Raw genomic sequence first — 17,547 nt, forward strand, 5'->3', positions numbered from 1 at the left:
GGCGCGCGTGCCGCGATACAGCTTTCACAATGTCATGCTGATTTACGCCCAACGCCCGAACGCGTCGTGCGTCATGGGCTACAAGAAGTGGCAGGAGTTCGGGCGTCACGTCATGCGCGGCGAGCGGGGCATCAGCATCCTGGCGCTGGTGATCAAGAAGCTCCCGAAGGAGGACGAGCACGGCGAGCCGATGCTTGACGAAAATGGCGAGCCGATCTTGGAGCACAAGATTGTGGGTTTCAAGACGGTGACGGTGTTCGACATCTCGCAGACGGACGGCGCGCCGATTCCGGTGCTGGATGAGCGAATCGAAGGCGATCGGCATGTGGAGCTCCGAGATCGGTTGATGACCGCGCGATGATTGAGTCACTCACGGCTTCTCTTTGGTAGATTCCAGAGACTGCTCCGCAACCGCGCCAGGAAATGAAAAGAAAACGGTGTGAATGTTCAGTAAAAATCTGTTCACAATATGGTAGAAGACTTTTCACGATTGGTTGACAACATGGAGCTTGTGTGAGCTATGATACACTACGGTCGTACCGATGACGGATCGTCAATCATCAATTTGTGGTTGAAGGGGTCTTCTCGATGGCGAAAACACCGATTACTGTTGCGTACGGCGATGGAATAGGTCCCGAAATCATGACGGCGACCCTGCGCATTTTGGAAGCTGCGGGTGCAGAACTCGACATTGAAACGGTCGAGATCGGCGAGAAGGTGTATAAGCGCGGCATTGACAACGGCATGGATCCGAAGGCTTGGGAAAGCGTACGGCGGACGCGTGTGCTCCTCAAGGCGCCTATCACGACGCCGCAGGGCGGAGGCTACAAGAGCTTGAACGTCACGCTGCGCAAGGCGCTCAACTTGTACGCCAACGTGCGCCCGACGGTTGCCTACAGCCCGTTCGTGGAGACGACGCATCCGAAGATGGATCTCGTCATCATCCGCGAGAACGAGGAAGACCTGTACGCGGGCATCGAGCATCGTCAGACGCAGCAGGTGTATCAGTGCCTGAAGCTCATCACGCAGCCCGGCTCTGAGCGGGTCATCCGGTACGCGTTCGATTATGCGCGTGCAAATGGGCGCAAGAAGGTCACGTGCTTTGTCAAGGACAACATTATGAAGTTCACCGACGGGCTCTTTCACAAGGAGTTCGAGCGCATCGCGGCTGAGTATCCGGATCTCGAGCACGAGACGATGATCGTGGACATCGGCGCGGCCCGCCTCGCTAACACGCCGGAGCGGTTCGATGTGGTGGTCATGCCGAATCTGTATGGCGATATCCTGTCTGACGTGACAGCGGAGTTGTCGGGCTCGGTGGGTCTGGCGCCGTCGGCTAACATTGGCGACGGGTTTGCAATGTTCGAGGCGATTCACGGTTCTGCACCGGACATCGCAGGCCAGAACATCGCCAATCCGTCCGGGCTCTTGCTCGCCGCCGTCATGATGCTGATTCACATCGGGCAGCCGGCCGTGGCGGAGAAAATCCACCTCGCCTGGCTCCGCACCATCGAGGACGGCATTCACACGCGCGACATTTACCGCGAGGGTTCCAGCAAAAAGCTGGTGGGGACCGACGCGTTTGCGGACGCCGTGATTGAGCGCTTAGGCGAGCGCCCGCAGATTCTGAAGCCTGTGTCGTACCGTCAGGATGCGGCTGCAATCGCAAGGCGCGCGTGGCAACCGGGGCCGAAGGCGGAAAAGCAGCTCGTCGGCGTGGACGTTTTCCTCGACTGGGGCCCGGGGGCGCCTGACGATCTCGGCAGCAAGTTGAGCCAGATCCACGTGAATGAATTGAAACTCGAGGTCATCACGAATCGCGGCATCAAGGTGTGGCCGAACGGTCTACCGGAGACGTTCTGCACGGATCACTGGCGTTGTCGGTTCCGCAAAGAAGGCGGCGCGCCGGTTCAGCCCGCGGAGGTTGTGGAGTTGCAGCGGAGGATGATTGAGGCCGGATTCGACGTCATCAAGACCGAAAATCTCTATACCTTCGACGGAGTTCCGGGGTTCTCGGCGGTACACGGCTGATGGCAATGATGGCGTAGCACGAGGGTCATATGAACAGGGGCGTTCTCGAGTGGTGCGGCACTCGGGGATAGCCCCTGTTCTGGTTTGGCGATCAGATGCCATACATGAAAACACTGGGTTTTCTACAAATTAGGAGGTGAGAGGGCGGATTGCGAGGTGTGGGTGAGCGTGAGACACGAGGTTCTGGCACGCAGGGCCGCGGAAGTGGCGAAACAGATGGCCAAACGCCTCGAGCCGTGTCCTGATCTCCGCGTGCAACCCTGGTCGACGCAGCGCGACACGGGCGTCGCGGTGTGGCTCGAAGGGCTGGTGGACGCCGATAAGCTGCAGGAGGCGCTGCTCGCCCTGCGCGACTCCGGAGGTCCCCGCGGGCGGCGGGAGATCCCGCGTCCTGGTGTTGCGACGGAGGAGGTGGGGACCGTCGGCGCTGCCGTTCGGGCTGTGCTCGACGGATGCGCCGTGATCGTCCGAGATGGGGCAAGTTCGGCAGAGGCATGGCGGCTCGATCGAGTGCCGGCCAGGTCCGTGGACCGCTCGCAGAACGAACCCACCCTACACGGCCCGCAGGAAGCGTTCATCGAAAGCTTGTCCGTCAATCTGGCCATGGTGCGCAAGCGCCTGAAATCGCCACGGTTGAAGATCGAGACGTTCATGGTCGGCGAGACGTCGCCGTGCGAGATCGCAATTTTGTATGAAGAAGGTGTGGTGAAGTCCGACCTGTTGCGCGAAGTGCGGCGGCGGATCTCGCAGATTCGCGTCGACTATGTCGCGGACATCAACGAGGTGCGCGAGTTCATCAACGACCCGCGCTTCTCGGTCTTTCCGACGACGGAGGAGACGGAGCGGCCGGATCGCGTGGTGGCAGGGTTGATGGAGGGGCGGGTGGCCATCATCGCGGACGGATCGCCGACGTGTCTGATGGTGCCTGTGACCTTCGCCATGAATCTGAGTTCGCCCGAAGACTACTACATGCACTATTCGCTTGCCCTGCCGCTTCGCCTCCTGCGGCACCTCATGTTTTGGAGTTCCGTGCTGTTGCCCGCATTGTACGTGGCGCTCTTGACGTACAACCAGGACTTGTTGCCGACGCCGCTCTTGGTGAGCGTGGCGGCACAGCACTCGGGCATTCCGTTTCCGACGGTCATCGAGGCGCTCGGCATGATGGTGGCCTTCGAGGCGCTTCGCGAGGCCGGAACCCGTTTGCCGCGGGCAGTGGGGCAATCTGTGAGCATCGTCGGCACGCTCGTCATTGGCGACGCGGCGGTGCGTGCTGGGCTCGTATCCCCAGGCATGGTCATCATTGTCTCGGCCACGGGCGTGGCATCGTTCACACTGCCCGCCCTCGGCCTGGTGCAGGCCGCGCGGCTGCTTCAGTTTCCGTTCGTGCTGGCCGCGGGGCTGTTCGGCCTGTACGGGGTGCTCATGCTCGGCATCGCGCTTTTGGGCCGCATGGCGTCTCTCCGATCGTTCGGCGTGCCGTATCTCGCGCCCATCGCCCCAACTTTCATCCGCGATATGAAGGACGTGATCATCCGCGCGCCGTGGTGGATGATGCAGGGAAGGCCGCGCCAGTTTGAACCGGTGAAGCGCGATCGCGTCCCGAAACATCCCGCGCGCAAGCAGTCGCCGCGGTGGAGGTGGCGTCCATGGTGAAATGGGTGACCGTGCGCAAGCGCCCGCGCGCGATCACGGCCGCCTTGCTTTGCGCCGCCTTTGTGACCGGGTGCGATTACAACGACATCGATCACCTGTACATTGCGACAGGCATGGGCGTGGATCGAGAGGGACACAGTGTGCGGCTGTCCATGGATCTCGTCCAACCCGGAGGCGCGGGCAACCCGGCGACGGGCGAGAACGCGAACTCGCAGGGCAACGCGCCGGATTGGATTGTGTCGGCGGACGCGCCGACGTTTGAAGAGGCCATGAGCAGTCTCCAAGCGAAGCTCTCCCATTCGCTGTACCTGCAGCACAACGCGCTTGTGCTGTTTTCGGAAGATGCCCTTCGCGACTTCGCGCCCATCGCGGACGCGCTCGAGCGAGATCGGCAGTTGCGCCGCAGCCAGCTCTGGGTCGTCACGCCGACGTCCGCTGAGTCCGTGCTGCGGGAGTCCACGGGGCAGACAGAGCCTATCTCGCTCGTCATCCGAGATCTCGTGGATGAGGCATCGCGCAGGGAGGCGTGCCTCGCGAGCGACGAGCTCCACGTGGTGAAGGCGCTGCTTCGGCCGTCGGGTGTCGCACCGCTCGCGGCCATCGAAGAGGGGCCTGGCGGATCGCCCGAAGTCAAGGGACTGGCTTACCTGCAGCGAGATGGAAAGGTGGCCATCGTCGATCGCGGCCGGTTGCTGGACAACGCCTGGTGGTTGGGGCGCACCTTGGATGTGCGCGAGGTGGTTCCCTGGGCAAAGGGCGGACGCCAGGGCGCCATCGGGGTGCATTGGCTGCGCACTTCGACGCGGCTCGTAGTGGACACTTCCGGTCAATCCCCGAAGGTGCGCGTGGTCTGGCGCGGGACGGGCGAGATTGAGCGTTGGCAAGCGAGCGAGAAGATGAGCGCGAACACGTTTGCGGTACTGGAGCAAGCCATCCGCGAGGACGTCGAACATCGCCTCGCCAAGGCCCTCGACCAGGCCCGAGCCGTCGATATGGACGCCTTTGGCTTGACCAACGCGTGCGCGGAGAAGGGCATCCAACTGCGCGAGGGGGCGTGGAAGCGCCTCCAGGTCGAGTATGACATCGAACCTCACATCGTTCATGGCCAGCTCGCCAGCACGACCCCGTTTGCGCAGGAGGCGAAGGGAGGGGAGGGCTCTTCATGACGAGCGTTTGGGCCGTCCTGTGGGCCATTCTCGGCGCTGTCGTGGACTTTCGCAGATGGGTGCCCAAGTCGTGGCGCGAGTGGGTGGCGTGGTTCCTGTTGACCGCACTGGCCATTGGCGTCGCGGTTGCGGCCGATGTCCATCTGTGGCCTCGTCTGGGCCCGCTTCATCTGTTCGATCTCGTATTTTCCGGTCCGAGCTCGTTGCTGTACGGGGGGCGGGCCGGGCCGCAGGAGGCGTGACTCGTGATTCAGATCTCTCGCTATCAGCTCATCCTCATGCTCATCTGGACTGTGCTGGGGACGGGCATCGTCACCATGCCCGGTACCATCGCTCAATTCACGCTCCGCGACGCATGGATTTCAGGCTTTGGATTGCTCCTGGGCGCCGTGATATGCGCGGTCCTTTCACTGGTACACGTGCGCCTGTTTCCCGGGCGAACCCTCACCCAGGCCGCCATCGACGTGCTCGGTCCCACGCTTGGCCGCGCCTACGGGATCTGGTATCTCGCGTACGGCTTTGTCACGATGGCCACCATCGGCCGCGAGATGAGCGCCTTCATCGGCATCTCCGTCTTGCCGAACACGCCGGATTTTCTTCTGAGTGCCATCGCGTTTGCGGTATCGATGTACCTGGCGTACCTCGGCATCGAAGTGGTGGCGCGCGTGAACGAGTTCATCCTGCCGCTTGCCGCCGTCGTCTCCCCGGTCTTGTTCCTGCTCGCGGCTCGGTTGTTTGACACGTCGTCCTTTCGACCGCTCCTCGGCGATCCCGCCGGCGCCGCCTGGCGTGCAGCTGTCGTGCCTGCATTTGCCTACGGCCTGGAGTTTGCCATCGCGCTGCAGTGGGTTCCAGCGCTCCGCTCGCCTCGCACGCTGCCGTGGGACATCCTCGTTGCGGGAGCCATTAGTACCTTCGTGCTGTCGGTTCTCGTGACGCTCACCGTGGGCGTCCTCGGCGAACCTGCCCGCTATTTGAACTACCCGGTCCTCGAACTCGTGCGAGCCATCCGACAAGGCAAGTTCGTCGAGCGCCTCGACACGCTGTACGTCATGGGCGTGTCCATCACGCTCGTCCTGAAGCTCGCAGCTTTTCAACTCGCCGTGGGCGAGGCGGTGAAGGACGTGAGCGGATCGCCCGAACGGACGTGGATCCCCGTCCCCGTCGCCCTTCTGGGGTGGTCGCTGTCCAATTATCTGTTTCGAAATGTGTTTGATGTTACAAACTTCATCCTCCGGGATGTCCCGAGCTATTTCCTTGTGACCGTCGTCCTCCTGCCCGGCGCGCTGTATGCCCTTCGCGCCGCGCAGATGGCCAGAACCAAACGCCCGGGCGCGCTCCGAATCACATAAAAACGTCGATTCCAAGGCATGGCTAGGATGAGACATGCACATGAATGAAGAGACGGAGGAGATGCCATGCGACAGTCGGCCGAGCCCCTGGTGAGCCAGCCCATCAGCCGGACACTGGAGCACAACGTCAATTATATTAACCAGCTCCTCGGCATCGGCACCACGTGGGACATCATGGCCAAGCCCTTCCGGTACGGCCGCCTGAACATGATGTCGTATGTGACGAACGGCTTCTTTCTCACGATGAACGTCGTCCTCGTGCTCGACAGCTTTCACCGAAACGTCGAGGCGTTTGAGCGCGAACACGAGGGTCAGGCCTACGACATCGAAGAATTGGTCTTCTACCTGAATACGCACATCGACTTCGTGCAGGTCCAGGTGATCGATCAGATGTCGGACGCGGTCCGCTTCATCCTCTCCGGGCCGCTTGTGACGTTCATCGACGGGTACGACAAGGTGCTCGTCGTCGACACCCGCGTGTATCCGATGCGCGGGATCGAACCGCCGATGATCGAGCGCGTGGTTCGCGGGAATCACGACGGATTCACCGAGACTATGCTGATGAACACGACGCTCATCCGGCGCCGGCTGCGCGATCCTCGCCTTCGCAACGAGCTGTATCAGGTGGGCGACCGCGGCCAGACCGACGTCAGTCTCATGTACCTGAAGGACGTGGCCGATGAGGAGACGGTGTCAGCCATTCGCGAACTTCTCCGCAGCGTCAAGACGGGCGGCATGATGATGGGCGAGCAGCAATTGGTCGATCTCATCGGCAAGGTGAAGTGGAATCCGTATCCCATCGTCCGCTACACGGAACGGCCGGACGTCGCGGCCACGGCGCTCATCGAGGGGCACGTCGTGATCGTCGTGGACGCCACGGCCGAGGTGATCATCGCGCCTACGACCTTCTTTCAACACATTCAGCATCCGCAGGAATACCACTCGTTTCCGCTCGTCGGCACGTATCTGCGCTGGATCATTGTCATCTCGGTCTTGATGAGCGTGTTTCTGCCGGGCATCTTCATGCTCGCGAATCAGCACCCAGGGCTCCTTCCTTCCTGGGCGAAGTTCTTCATGGCGAGTCGGAACGATCCGCTCCCGCTCTGGGCGCAACTGCTGTTGGCGGAGTTTGCGCTCGACGTGCTTCGGCTCGCGGTCCTGAACGTGCCCGTCACGCTTTCCAATGCCATCGGCATTGTGTCCGCCTTGCTGTTTGGCCAGTTTGCCACGCAGATCCAACTGCTTCAGCCTGAGGTGCTGGTCTACATGGGCTTCGTGATGCTGGCGCAGTACGCGACCTCGTCCTTCGAGCTGGCGTCCGCCAACCAGATGGCGCGAATCTGGATCATGCTCTGGACCGCGGCGCTCAATTGGGGCGGTTTCCTGCTGAGCACGGCGTCCTGGTTCCTCCTGCTTCTGACCACCAAGTCCTTCGGCAAGCCCTATTTGTGGCCACTCCTTCCGTTCACGTGGAGGGACGGGATGCGGGACGTTCTCATTCGCTGGCCGTCGAGCGATTTGGGCGGCGTACCGACGATTCTCCGCAATCGGCGGCGCGCGCGTTGACTTCGAGGGCGAGGCGGGATGGCGATCCCCAGCCTTTTTGGTATAGTGGTCGTGGTCCTACTTCGCTGGGGGTGATGCCATGATTTTGGTGACTGGCGCGGCCGGATACATCGGCTCGCACACCTGTGTGGCGCTCGTCGAGTCCGGTTATGACATCGTCGCCATCGACAATTTTGCGAATTCCAAGCCCGAGGCGCTGCGGCGCGTCGCCGAGATCACCGGCAAATCGTTTCCCGTGCACTCGGTCGACATGCTCGACGCCCAGGCGCTCGAGGAGGTCTTTCGCGCCTATGCGTTTCAAGCCGTCATTCACTTCGCCGGACTGAAGGCCGTCGGGGAATCGGTGGCGCAGCCCCTTCGCTACTACCGAAACAATCTCGGCAGCACGCTGAATCTGCTCGAATCCATGCTGCAACACGGCGTGAACAAGATCGTGTTCAGCTCGTCCGCGACGGTCTATGGCGCTTCAAATGACATGCCCTTGAAGGAAGACATGCCCATCGCTCCGGTGAACCCGTATGGGCAGACGAAGGCGATGATCGAGCAAATCTTGCGCGACGTCGCCGCGGCAACCGAGGGCTTTGGCGCGGCACTTCTGCGCTATTTCAACCCTGTCGGGGCTCATCCTTCCGGGCGGATCGGCGAAGATCCGCAGGGCATTCCGAATAACCTGGTCCCCTACGTGGCCCAAGTGGCTGTGGGCAAGCGGCCGGAGGTCGTTGTGTTTGGCGGAGACTATCCGACGCCCGACGGCACGGGCGTGCGCGACTACATTCACGTGATGGACTTAGCGTCCGGGCACGTGCGCGCACTCGACTGGGTGTTGTCGCACACGGGTGCAGAGGCCTTCAATCTTGGGACTGGAAAAGGTTCCAGTGTACTCGAGGTCATTCGGGCCTTTGAACGCGCAAGCGGGAGGAACATCCCCTATCGCATCGGCCCAAGGCGCCCCGGCGATGCAGCGGTGAGCTACGCCGATCCGACCAAAGCAGAGCGCGTGCTCGGTTGGAGGGCCACGCAGGATCTCGACGCGATGTGCCGGGATACCTGGCGCTGGCAGTCGCAAAATCCCAACGGTTACGATCCGGCCTGAACCCGCGTCAGCGCGCGCCGAGAAACGGCAATCGGCGCATGGCGCGCGCCAGCGGTTCACCCACCACGGGGATCCGCGCGATGTCGCCGACGGTGGCAAGCCCGAGGTACATCGCGGAGATCACGTACGTGGTCATGCCGGCGACGGCGCACAGTGCGAACTGGATCCACGCCGCCTGTAGGGCCGCGTGATGCTGCACGGCGCCCATCGGAAGCCACGCGATGGCGGCGGCAAGGGCCATCTTGGCGCTCATGCTGAGATCAAGGTCGAGATCGTGATACCGCCTGACGGCGAGCATGCCGAGCACCGCGGCGACGATGCCGCTCGTGGCCACGGCCGAGGCAAGTCCGCGGATCCCTTGATGTCCCACGGCGACGAACTCGTAGATGCACGCCAGGCGAATGGCGCTGGACAGAAACGTGATGACCGTCGAGACGAACGCTCGGTTCAGTCCCTGGAGGACGGCGAAGAGCGGATCACTGAGGTAAAAGAACAGGCACGAGGGCGCGAGATATGCGAGCAACTGGCCAGCCGTCGGATTTCGATACAGCGCGGTCGCGGCGTCCTCGCCGGAGGCGATGAACAGCGCAGCGGCAAACAGCGCGACGAACATGGCGGCGTGGATGGATTGGGCGATGCGGCGCGCGACGAGCCGGTCATCGTGGAGCGCTTTGGCTTCGGAGATGGCTGGCACGATGACGGAGGAGATGGCGCCGGACAACACGGTCGGCATGAACAGGAGTTCCATGGCCATGCCGAAAGCGCCGTACATCGCGGTGGCTTCGCGCCGCGACACCCCCGCTTCGAGAAACGCCTGGTACATGACCGTGGGCTCCGCCGCGAACGCGATGACGCCTAAGACATTGGACAGCATCGTTGGCACGGCGACTTGGGCGAGATCGCGAACGACGCCGCGGCCAGGCCGCGCCGTTGGCTGAACGGTCGCGAGCAGGCGGCGATGGCGAAGCGCGTAGGTGGCGAGCATGGTGAGATAGCCCGCGAGTTCGCCCATGCCCCCGCCGATGACAAGCGCGAGAGCGCCGTACCGGACGCCCCAAGGGCTCATCCAGATCATGAGCGGCACCGACGCCGCGGCGCGCACCGTGGTCTCTACGATCCACGCGAGCGCAGGCGGCGTCTGATTTTGAATCCCCATGTAAAAGCCGCTCAGCACCGAGGAAAGGCACACAATAGGGATGCGGAAGACCATCACGAAAAAGGCGGGGATGGCTCGAGGGTCCATGAAGCGATGCAGGTGGGGCGACAGGGCAAACGCGAGGCACACCATGGCCAAGCCGGAAGCGGCGCTCCACGCGTTCGCCGTGATCCACGCCTTGCGCGCGCGCGCGACGTCTCCAACGGCGAGGTTTTCTGCGATCACCTTGGAGACCGCGGGTGGGAGTCCAAAGGTGGCCAGGGTGACGAGCAGGAGGTACGGGGGACTGATGGTTTGGAACAGGCCGAAGCCTTGAACCCCCATGGTTCGGGCCATGACCATCTGAACGGCGAGTGCCATCGCGCGGGTGACGATGCCGGCAAAGGCGAGCACGGCCGCACCGTGCAAGAACGACTGTCGGCTTCTGGTCATCGTTTCCACCCCACATCTCCGTCACCGAAAGGGTATGTCACATCGCCTGGACAAAGACCTCAAATTTCGATGAGCGGCGGAAGGCAGGTTCAGTTCCACCAATCGCTTGAAGTGCGTTTGAACTCGGCGCGCTACCCTCGTACCCGAAGAGGGCGGTGTACGGGCATCCCTTCCGGGCTCCGTACCTTGCCCAGAGCACAAGAGATACGGGGGAAGCGGAAGATGAAAGCCAAGATGGCGACGATGTCTGCCGCGATTTGGCTCGCGGCAGTGGGTGTCACAGGATGTGGTGCAGCGGGCGGGCCAGAAGCGAAGGGCGCCGCCGACGTGGCGGTGCGGGCGCTGACCAACGAGGCCCAGACGCCTTCTACGGCGACGTCGACGCCCGCCGAGGAAAGCAACGGAACATTGACGCCTGGCGGCCAGTCGGGCAACCCGGCAGCGGCGGAGAGCCAGCCGTATCCCGTGGTCAATACGCACGTGCCTCCGAAAGTGTACGGGATGCGAAAATTCCCGTACCCGTACGACGCGATGCTCGCGATTTCGTCCGATGCGGACAGCGAAACCTTGCGAAAGTTCAATCTGATTCACGAGTTCATCAATACCACGCAGATGACGCCGCTCGGCAAGGGGCTCGGGCTCGACTTCGCGGACTCGTTCTTCATGTACAACGGAGACAACCTGCCCGGCTACGTGGACATCCACCACGAGCCGATGTCGGACGAACTGAGTTGGTTTAAGGGCGTGTCGAATCAGCCTTACGCCGCAGCCATCCTGAATCATTACATCCACGTCGGCTGGATCGACACCATGCACACCTTTGGCGACTTCAGCGAGCGGAATCAGAATGAGACGTTGTTTTCCCGCAAGCTCGCCATTCAGGCGATTGACGCGCTGAAAGCGGACGGGGATGTTCTCACCGTATGGACGGACCACGGCAACAAGTCGAATGTGGACAACTTCGGCGACTACGGGCGAAGCCCATTCTATAACTATCAACAGGGCGCCAATCCGTGGTCGAAATATTATCACACTGACATCACCATCCCGTATGGCATTCGGTTCGTGTGGCCGGACGGCGCGAGCGACCAGTTCGGCATGAGTTCGATGATCTATCCGCTCCGGCTGCCGGACGGTCGGGAGGTGTGGGGATTCTGGCGCTATACGTCCGAGGGATTTAACGCCAAAGGAGATCCGGAGTGGAACTGGACGCCGTTTGGGCTCGACGAGCAGTTGTCTCCTGCACACCTGGAGGAAATTGAGATTCATCACGATTACGCCATTGTGGCGCAGCACCTCTGCGGAACGACTTATCCGGGCGTGTTGCCGCAACCCGCGGTGCAGGCGCTCCGGCGTCTGGCGCAGCAGTATTACGAGGGGAAGATTCTCGTGACCCGGACGAGCCGCCTGCTCAACTATAACGTGGTTCAACAGTACGTGTCCTACCGCGTGACCTATGAGAAGGGAAAGGCGTACATTCACATCCTGGCCATTCTCGATCCCGTGTTTGGCGCCTATGTGCCAACGGTCGACGACGTTCGCGGTCTGACCTTTTACACCTCAAATCCTGCGGAGACGGTCATCGAAATTCGCAACACGCCCATTCCGGCCGATTTGATTCAAGAAAACCGCTCAGACGGTGTGGCGCCGAGCATCGGCATCAAGTGGTGGCCTGTCGACACCACCAATTACGCGGAGACCGCCCCAGGCGTTTATTAAACGAAGCTCCATGGAGGCCGTATCCCCGCTCTTCGCGGGGACGGCCTTTCTTCATGCGTTTGGCATGGGCGATCACCCATGCGCCTACCGGCGCATACCTTGTGGCGTGGGTCGGCGCTGCCGGCCAAGTGAGGGGTGACACGCGAATGACTCCACGAAACACGGGGCGCAGAACCACGCGAGCGGTGGACACTCGGAAAGCCGTGGGCGTGATCGACCTGTACGAGCGAGGGCATATCGATCTGAACGACGCGCTCGCGAGGATTTCGGGCGTCGACGACCCAATAGGCACGGTCGCGCCGCCGATCGACAAGCGGCGCATGCATGAGCTTCTGCGCGAACTCGACGATCTCGTCGGGCTCGACGAGGTCAAACGGGTGGTGCGCGAGATCTTCGCGCTCGTATACGTGCAGCGGTTGCGTAAGGAGCATCGGCTCAAGGCCGATCCGACGGTGCTTCACATGATTTTCTACGGGAACCCCGGCACCGGCAAGACCACGGTGGCGCGCATCCTCGCGCGCATGTTTCACGAGTGCGGCCTGCTGGAGAAGGGGCATCTGGTGGAGGTGGAGCGCGCGGACCTCGTGGGCGAGTACATCGGCCACACGGCGCAGAAGACGAGGGAGCAGATCCAAAAGGCGCTCGGCGGGGTGCTGTTCATCGACGAGGCGTACTCGCTCGCACGCGGGGGCGAGAAGGACTTTGGCCGCGAGGCCATCGACTGCCTGGTGAAGGCGATGGAAGATCACAAGCACGAGCTCATCGTGATCCTGGCCGGCTACGAGCGCGAGATGCGCTGGTTTCTGAGCACGAACCCGGGCCTGCCGAGCCGGTTCCCCATCCAGATCCGTTTTCCCGATTACGGCGTGGATCAGCTCGTGCAGATTGCGAAAAAGACCCTCGCTACGAGAGACTACCGCATGACCGCCGAGGCCGAGTGGGCACTTCGCAACCTGCTCCAGAATGCGCTACGCCAACCCCGGCTCGAGCCGTTCTCGAACGCGAGATTCGTTCGCAACTTGGTGGAGCGGGCCATTCGGAGGCAGGCCGTGCGCCTCTTTGAAGAATCGAGGCCGAAACGGGACGCGCTCATGCTCATTGAGGCGCGGGACTGGCAAGGAGATGAGGCGGGATGAGCGACGTCGTCGTGGTCGGCCGGGCCAATGCAGGGAAGACCTCCGCGTGTCTTCGCCTGGCACGTGCCCTTGGGGTCGAAGACTTGGTTTGGATGGTCGAGCGGACCGACGGGGTGCGAGAGAAGCGCAGGCTGCCTATCCGCGAGGCCGAGCGCTGGCTCACGTCTGGGGAGCCCCACTCGACGACGTCGCTCCAGACGCTCACCATTCCAGTGGCGAGGGGGAAAGTGTCCCGTTCGGTCGACATCGTCGACAGCGCTGGCCTGGCAGAGGGTCACGTCCGGGACGAGAGGGTCCGCCGCGCGATGGGTCAGACGCTGCGCGCGCTGGTCTCGGCAAAGGCGGTGCTGCACGTGGTGGACGCGGCGGACGTCGGCCGCGCGCTCGAGGCCCGCGAAACACCATTTCACGCGCTCGACGAACAGTTGGTGGCCATCGGACGAACCAAGGCGTTTTATCTCGTCCTCGCGAGCAAGATCGATCTGCCGTTGGCGGAACGAGGCGTGGCGTGGCTGCGGGAGCGCCTGCGCGACGCGCGGGTGATTGCGACGTCCGCCAAAACGGGCGCGGGCTTCGACGAGGTGAAGCGGTATGTATGGAAGTTGGCTTGATCTCGCCCGCCTATTCGGCGCGCTGCTCCTGACAGGCCTCGCCGTCAAGTGGATGGACGACGTGCTGGACGTGGACTACGACCTGTGTCAAGGGCAGCGCACGCTTGCCGCGCGCTTCGGCCGCGCGGCTCTCCCGTATGCGATGGTCGTCATGGCGTGTGCCGTCGCGCTCGCCCAGGCGCCGGCCATCGCCGCGTTTCTGGGCGCGTATGCGGTTGGGATGTTCGCGCGGCCGTTCGAACGATTGCCGTCCCATCTGCCGGCGTGGGCGGAAAGTCTCATCGCCCTCGGCCTATGTGCGCTCATCGTGGGCTGGCGCGGCGCACTTTGGTCAGCGTCCTTCATGCTCGCCGTGGACTGGCTGGACGATCTCGTCGATCGGTTTCGCGATGCAGAGACGGGCCAATGGAACGCGGTGATTCGCTTTGGCCTCGTGGAGGTGCTACTCACGATTCTCGGCGCGATGGCCGTCGCCATCTTTTCTGAGGTGATGTGGAGCCTCGTCGGACTCGTCGCCTTGGCGGCGGTCACCGTTGTCTCCGAAACGACGACGGCCAAACTGGTGCCTGAAGACAGGGGGGAAGGGCCATGGTCGCGTCTCTCGTGATGGGGCTTGTGCTCCTCCTCGTCGCCTTGGTGTATCACGCAGGGAGGCGCGCGGGATTTAAAGCGGGCCGACAGGTGGGGCGCGCGGAGGCGCCACTTCTTTTGCGCATGCGCTATCAGCTTGATGCGCGCTGCCCAATCTGCGATGATAGCGAAGGACTAGCGGGCGAGGAGGCAGAGCGCGAGCGCTGTGGAAGCTGAGAAAGCCGTACTCTTGATTTGGCAGCGGGTCGACGAAGCGCCAGACGACGTGGCGTACCGCGCGGAGGAATTGACGGGGCTCTGCGAGGCGGCCGGAGCTCAGGTGGTGGGAACCATCGTGCAGCGGCGCCGAGCGCCGGACCCTCGGTGGTACCTGGGGCAAGGAAAGGTCGAGGCTTTAGGCCTCCTGGTCGAGTCGACGAATGCGGACCTCGTGGTGGCGGATGGCGAACTGAGGCCCACGCAGGCCCGCAACCTGGAGGATGCCGTTCATCGGCGCGTGGTCGATCGCACCGTGCTCATTCTCGACATCTTCGCGCGCAGGGCCGTGAGCCGGGAGGGCAAGCTTCAGGTCGAGATCGCCCAACTCAAGTACCTGTTGCCCCGGCTTTCCGGGCGCGGAGCGGAATGGTCTCGGCTCGGCGGTGGCATTGGCACGCGGGGGCCGGGCGAGACAAAGCTCGAACTTGACCGACGGCGGATTCGGGCGCGCATTGCCAAATTGGAGCGCGATCTCGCCGATCTCTCCGCCCACCGCTCGAGGCTTCGTCAGCGGCGGGTCCGCGACAGCGCGGTGGTGGCGCTTGTGGGCTACACGAACGCTGGCAAAACGACCGTGCGCGCGAGGTGGGTCGCGGATCGCGGGCGTGTCGCGGAAGCCTTCGGGCGGGATCGGCTGTTTGACACGCTCGACGTGACGGCGCGGCGCGTGTTTGCGCCAGGCGGCGAGCCGTACGTGGTCACGGACACGGTGGGGTTCGTGGAACATCTGCCGCACAACTTGGTGGAGGCGTTCCGTTCGACGCTCGAAGAGGTGACGTACGCGGACGTGATTGTCCTCGTGGTGGACGCGTCCCGGGCGCCGGATCGGCATCTTCGGGCCACGCGGCAGGTGCTCGCGGACTTGCGCGCGCTGGACAAGCCCATCATCACGTTCTACAACAAGATGGATCTCGCGGCCTGGCAGCCGCCGCCGGATCTCGAGGCGCTACAGACGGTGTATGGAAGCGCGGTGGCGGGGGATCTCGAACCGCTCTATCAGGCGGTGGAAGCGAGGCTGCCTCAAGTGAAGGAGAAGGCGGATTGAACATGGTTGTGGAAGCGAAGCTGGATGACATCCGCGCGTACGTGGAATCGTGTGAGCGGCAAATCGAGCCTTATCAGCGCCGGTCGGAGGCGATTGCGCTGGCGAATCAGGAGCGCGTGCTCGAGGCGTTTTGGCGCCACGAGGTGGCGCAGCTGGATCTCGCCGGTTCCACGGGGTACGGCCTCGGTGACGTGGGGCGGGAGAAGCTGGAGGCCATCTACGCAGACGTGTTTGGGGCTGAGGCGGCGTTGGTGCGCCCGCAGATTGTCTCAGGCACGCACGCCATCGCCCTCGCGCTGTTTGGCTGCTTGCGGCCGGGAGATCGCCTAGTGGTCGCCACCGGCGTGCCGTATGACACGCTTCACGCGGCGCTCGGGCTCCGACCCGCGGCTGGCTCGCTTGCGGAACTCGGCGTGGAAGTCGAGGTGGTGGATCTCGGGGAGGACGGAGGTATCGATCTTGCGGCCATCGAGCGCGCGGTGCGCGCACCCGAGGTGCGGATGGTGCTGTTTCAGCGGTCGCGCGGCTACGGACATCGGCGCTCATTTTCCATCGCGGAACTGGAGATGGCGTTCGCCGCGGTGAAAGAGGCGCGCCCGGACGTTTGGATTGCGGTGGATAACTGCTATGGCGAGTTCGTAGAAGATCGCGAGCCCTGTCACGTGGGCGCGGATGTCGCGATGGGCTCGCTCATCAAGAACCCGGGCGCAGGGCTGTGTCCGACGGGCGGCTACATCGTGGGCCGTTGGGACGTCGTGGAGCGCGTCGCCGCGCGGCTTGTGGCGCCGGGCACGGCGGCCGAGTACGGCCCGACGGGCCCCTATCTTCTGACCATGTTCCAGGCGCTGTTTCTCGCGCCGCATGCGGTGCTTCAGGCGGTGAAAGGCTCGCGGCTCATGGCGGCTGCGCTCCAAGGCCTTGGCTTTCGCGTGTCTCCGGCGCCGGAGGCAGACCGAACGGATCTCATCCTGTCGGTCGAACTCGGCACGCCCGATCGCCTGCTCGCCTTCTGCCGGACCATCCAGTCGGTCGCGCCCGTCGATTCGCACGTGCGCCCGGAACCGGCGCCCATGGCGGGGTACGCGGATCCCGTGGTGATGGCTGCAGGGACGTTTATTCAAGGAGCCTCCCTCGAATTGACCGCCGACGCGCCATTGCGGCCGCCGTACGTGGCGTATGTGCAGGGTGGACTGACCTATGAGCACGCCGTGCTGGCGGTGCGCCGGGTGGTGGCCGCCATCGCGCCGCTTGCGTCAAAGAATATCACGTGAGTGATTGTCGTGGCGCGCCCTCCATGTTACGATAAGTTTCAACAGGTCGCACAGGGAGGGGCGCGCCGTGGATTTGGAAGAGCGCAGGAATATGCCCTTATTTTCAATAGGCACGGTGCAAAAGCTGACGGGGCTGAGCGCACGGCAAATCCGTTACTATGAAGAGCACGGGTTGATCCAGCCGGCGCGCACGCCCGGGAATCAGCGGCAGTTCTCGTTTGCCGACGTGGAGCGGCTGATGCAGATCAGGCAATTGCTCGACGAGGGGCACAATATCGCGAGCGTCAAGCGCAACCTGCTCGAAAAGGACAGGCGGCCGAGATCGAGTCGTCCGGTGGCGACAAGGGATGTGCCCGATTCCGAAGTGTATCAGTGGCTGGAGCGCGAGCTGATGGAGCGGCGGCAAACGGGAGAGTTTCAAGGAGACCTGTCTCGGTTCTACCGCCACCGCTGAATGAGCCGCGAGG

At 63.0% G+C, this 17,547-nt stretch carries 17 protein-coding genes; 16 read left to right on the forward strand and 1 reads right to left on the reverse strand.

Annotated features, from left to right (window positions below; genetic code table 11):
• The 8 genes from AC27E8_RS06795 to galE all read left to right on the forward strand — a co-directional run.
• Positions 1–361 (forward strand): ArdC family protein (locus AC27E8_RS06795; protein WP_487111404.1); only part of this gene is annotated, 361 nt, incomplete at its 5' end.
• Positions 362–588: 227 nt separating this feature from the next.
• Positions 589–2,031: an NADP-dependent isocitrate dehydrogenase gene (locus AC27E8_RS06800; protein ID WP_487098766.1), complete on the forward strand. Its 1,443-nt coding sequence runs from the start codon at positions 589–591 to the stop codon at positions 2,029–2,031.
• 216 nt (positions 2,032–2,247) lie between these two features.
• Positions 2,248–3,684 (forward strand): spore germination protein, encoded by a 1,437-nt coding sequence (locus AC27E8_RS06805; protein ID WP_487098776.1) that lies wholly within the window; start codon positions 2,248–2,250, stop codon positions 3,682–3,684.
• Positions 3,678–4,850 carry a Ger(x)C family spore germination protein gene (locus AC27E8_RS06810; protein ID WP_487098765.1) on the forward strand — a complete coding sequence of 391 codons (1,173 nt, stop codon included), beginning with the start codon at positions 3,678–3,680 and terminating at the stop codon, positions 4,848–4,850. The genes AC27E8_RS06805 and AC27E8_RS06810 overlap by 7 nt, the downstream gene beginning before the upstream one ends.
• The gene (locus AC27E8_RS06815; protein WP_487098764.1) at positions 4,847–5,092 is read left to right on the forward strand and encodes a hypothetical protein; all 246 of its coding nucleotides are present in this window, start codon (positions 4,847–4,849) and stop codon (positions 5,090–5,092) included. Before AC27E8_RS06810 ends, AC27E8_RS06815 begins: the two co-directional genes overlap by 4 nt.
• Before the next feature lie 3 nt (positions 5,093–5,095).
• A complete protein-coding gene (locus tag AC27E8_RS06820; RefSeq protein ID WP_487098763.1) occupies positions 5,096–6,202 on the forward strand; it encodes a GerAB/ArcD/ProY family transporter in 1,107 nt (368 codons plus the stop codon).
• A gap of 66 nt (positions 6,203–6,268) precedes the next feature.
• The gene (locus tag AC27E8_RS06825; RefSeq protein WP_487098762.1) at positions 6,269–7,768 is read left to right on the forward strand and encodes a spore germination protein; all 1,500 of its coding nucleotides are present in this window, start codon (positions 6,269–6,271) and stop codon (positions 7,766–7,768) included.
• Between the two features lie 79 nt (positions 7,769–7,847).
• Positions 7,848–8,861, forward strand: coding sequence for a UDP-glucose 4-epimerase GalE (gene galE / locus AC27E8_RS06830; RefSeq protein ID WP_487098761.1), 1,014 nt, complete (start codon positions 7,848–7,850; stop codon positions 8,859–8,861).
• Positions 8,862–8,868: 7 nt separating this feature from the next.
• Here the strand turns inward: galE and AC27E8_RS06835 are convergent, their stop codons facing one another.
• A complete protein-coding gene (locus AC27E8_RS06835) occupies positions 8,869–10,449 on the reverse strand; it encodes a putative polysaccharide biosynthesis protein (protein WP_487098760.1) in 1,581 nt (526 codons plus the stop codon).
• A gap of 222 nt (positions 10,450–10,671) precedes the next feature.
• On the opposite strand from AC27E8_RS06835, the gene AC27E8_RS06840 reads away from it, so the two are divergent.
• The 8 genes from AC27E8_RS06840 to AC27E8_RS06875 all read left to right on the forward strand — a co-directional run bounded on the left by AC27E8_RS06840 (position 10,672) and on the right by AC27E8_RS06875 (position 17,534).
• Complete coding sequence (locus AC27E8_RS06840; RefSeq protein ID WP_487111406.1) at positions 10,672–12,168, forward strand: hypothetical protein; 1,497 nt, start codon at positions 10,672–10,674, stop codon at positions 12,166–12,168.
• A 146-nt stretch (positions 12,169–12,314) separates the two neighbouring features.
• Entirely contained in the window at positions 12,315–13,304 is a 990-nt protein-coding gene (locus AC27E8_RS06845) for an AAA family ATPase (RefSeq protein WP_487098758.1), read from the forward strand.
• On the forward strand, positions 13,301–13,915 hold the full coding sequence (locus tag AC27E8_RS06850; protein WP_487098757.1) for a GTPase: 615 nt from the start codon (positions 13,301–13,303) through the stop codon (positions 13,913–13,915). Before AC27E8_RS06845 ends, AC27E8_RS06850 begins: the two co-directional genes overlap by 4 nt.
• The gene (locus AC27E8_RS06855) at positions 13,896–14,522 is read left to right on the forward strand and encodes a hypothetical protein (RefSeq protein ID WP_487098756.1); all 627 of its coding nucleotides are present in this window, start codon (positions 13,896–13,898) and stop codon (positions 14,520–14,522) included. The genes AC27E8_RS06850 and AC27E8_RS06855 overlap by 20 nt, the downstream gene beginning before the upstream one ends.
• Positions 14,504–14,722 carry a hypothetical protein gene (locus AC27E8_RS06860; protein ID WP_041695136.1) on the forward strand — a complete coding sequence of 73 codons (219 nt, stop codon included), beginning with the start codon at positions 14,504–14,506 and terminating at the stop codon, positions 14,720–14,722. Before AC27E8_RS06855 ends, AC27E8_RS06860 begins: the two co-directional genes overlap by 19 nt.
• The gene (gene hflX, locus AC27E8_RS06865) at positions 14,712–15,809 is read left to right on the forward strand and encodes a GTPase HflX (protein WP_487098755.1); all 1,098 of its coding nucleotides are present in this window, start codon (positions 14,712–14,714) and stop codon (positions 15,807–15,809) included. Before AC27E8_RS06860 ends, hflX begins: the two co-directional genes overlap by 11 nt.
• A 2-nt stretch (positions 15,810–15,811) precedes the next feature.
• Positions 15,812–17,080 carry a methionine gamma-lyase family protein gene (locus tag AC27E8_RS06870; RefSeq protein ID WP_487098775.1) on the forward strand — a complete coding sequence of 423 codons (1,269 nt, stop codon included), beginning with the start codon at positions 15,812–15,814 and terminating at the stop codon, positions 17,078–17,080.
• A gap of 67 nt (positions 17,081–17,147) precedes the next feature.
• Positions 17,148–17,534 (forward strand): MerR family transcriptional regulator, encoded by a 387-nt coding sequence (locus AC27E8_RS06875; protein ID WP_014464269.1) that lies wholly within the window; start codon positions 17,148–17,150, stop codon positions 17,532–17,534.
• The last annotated feature ends 13 nt before the right edge of the window (positions 17,535–17,547 follow it).

This window comes from Alicyclobacillus sp. CIJ1 (assembly GCF_057538885.1).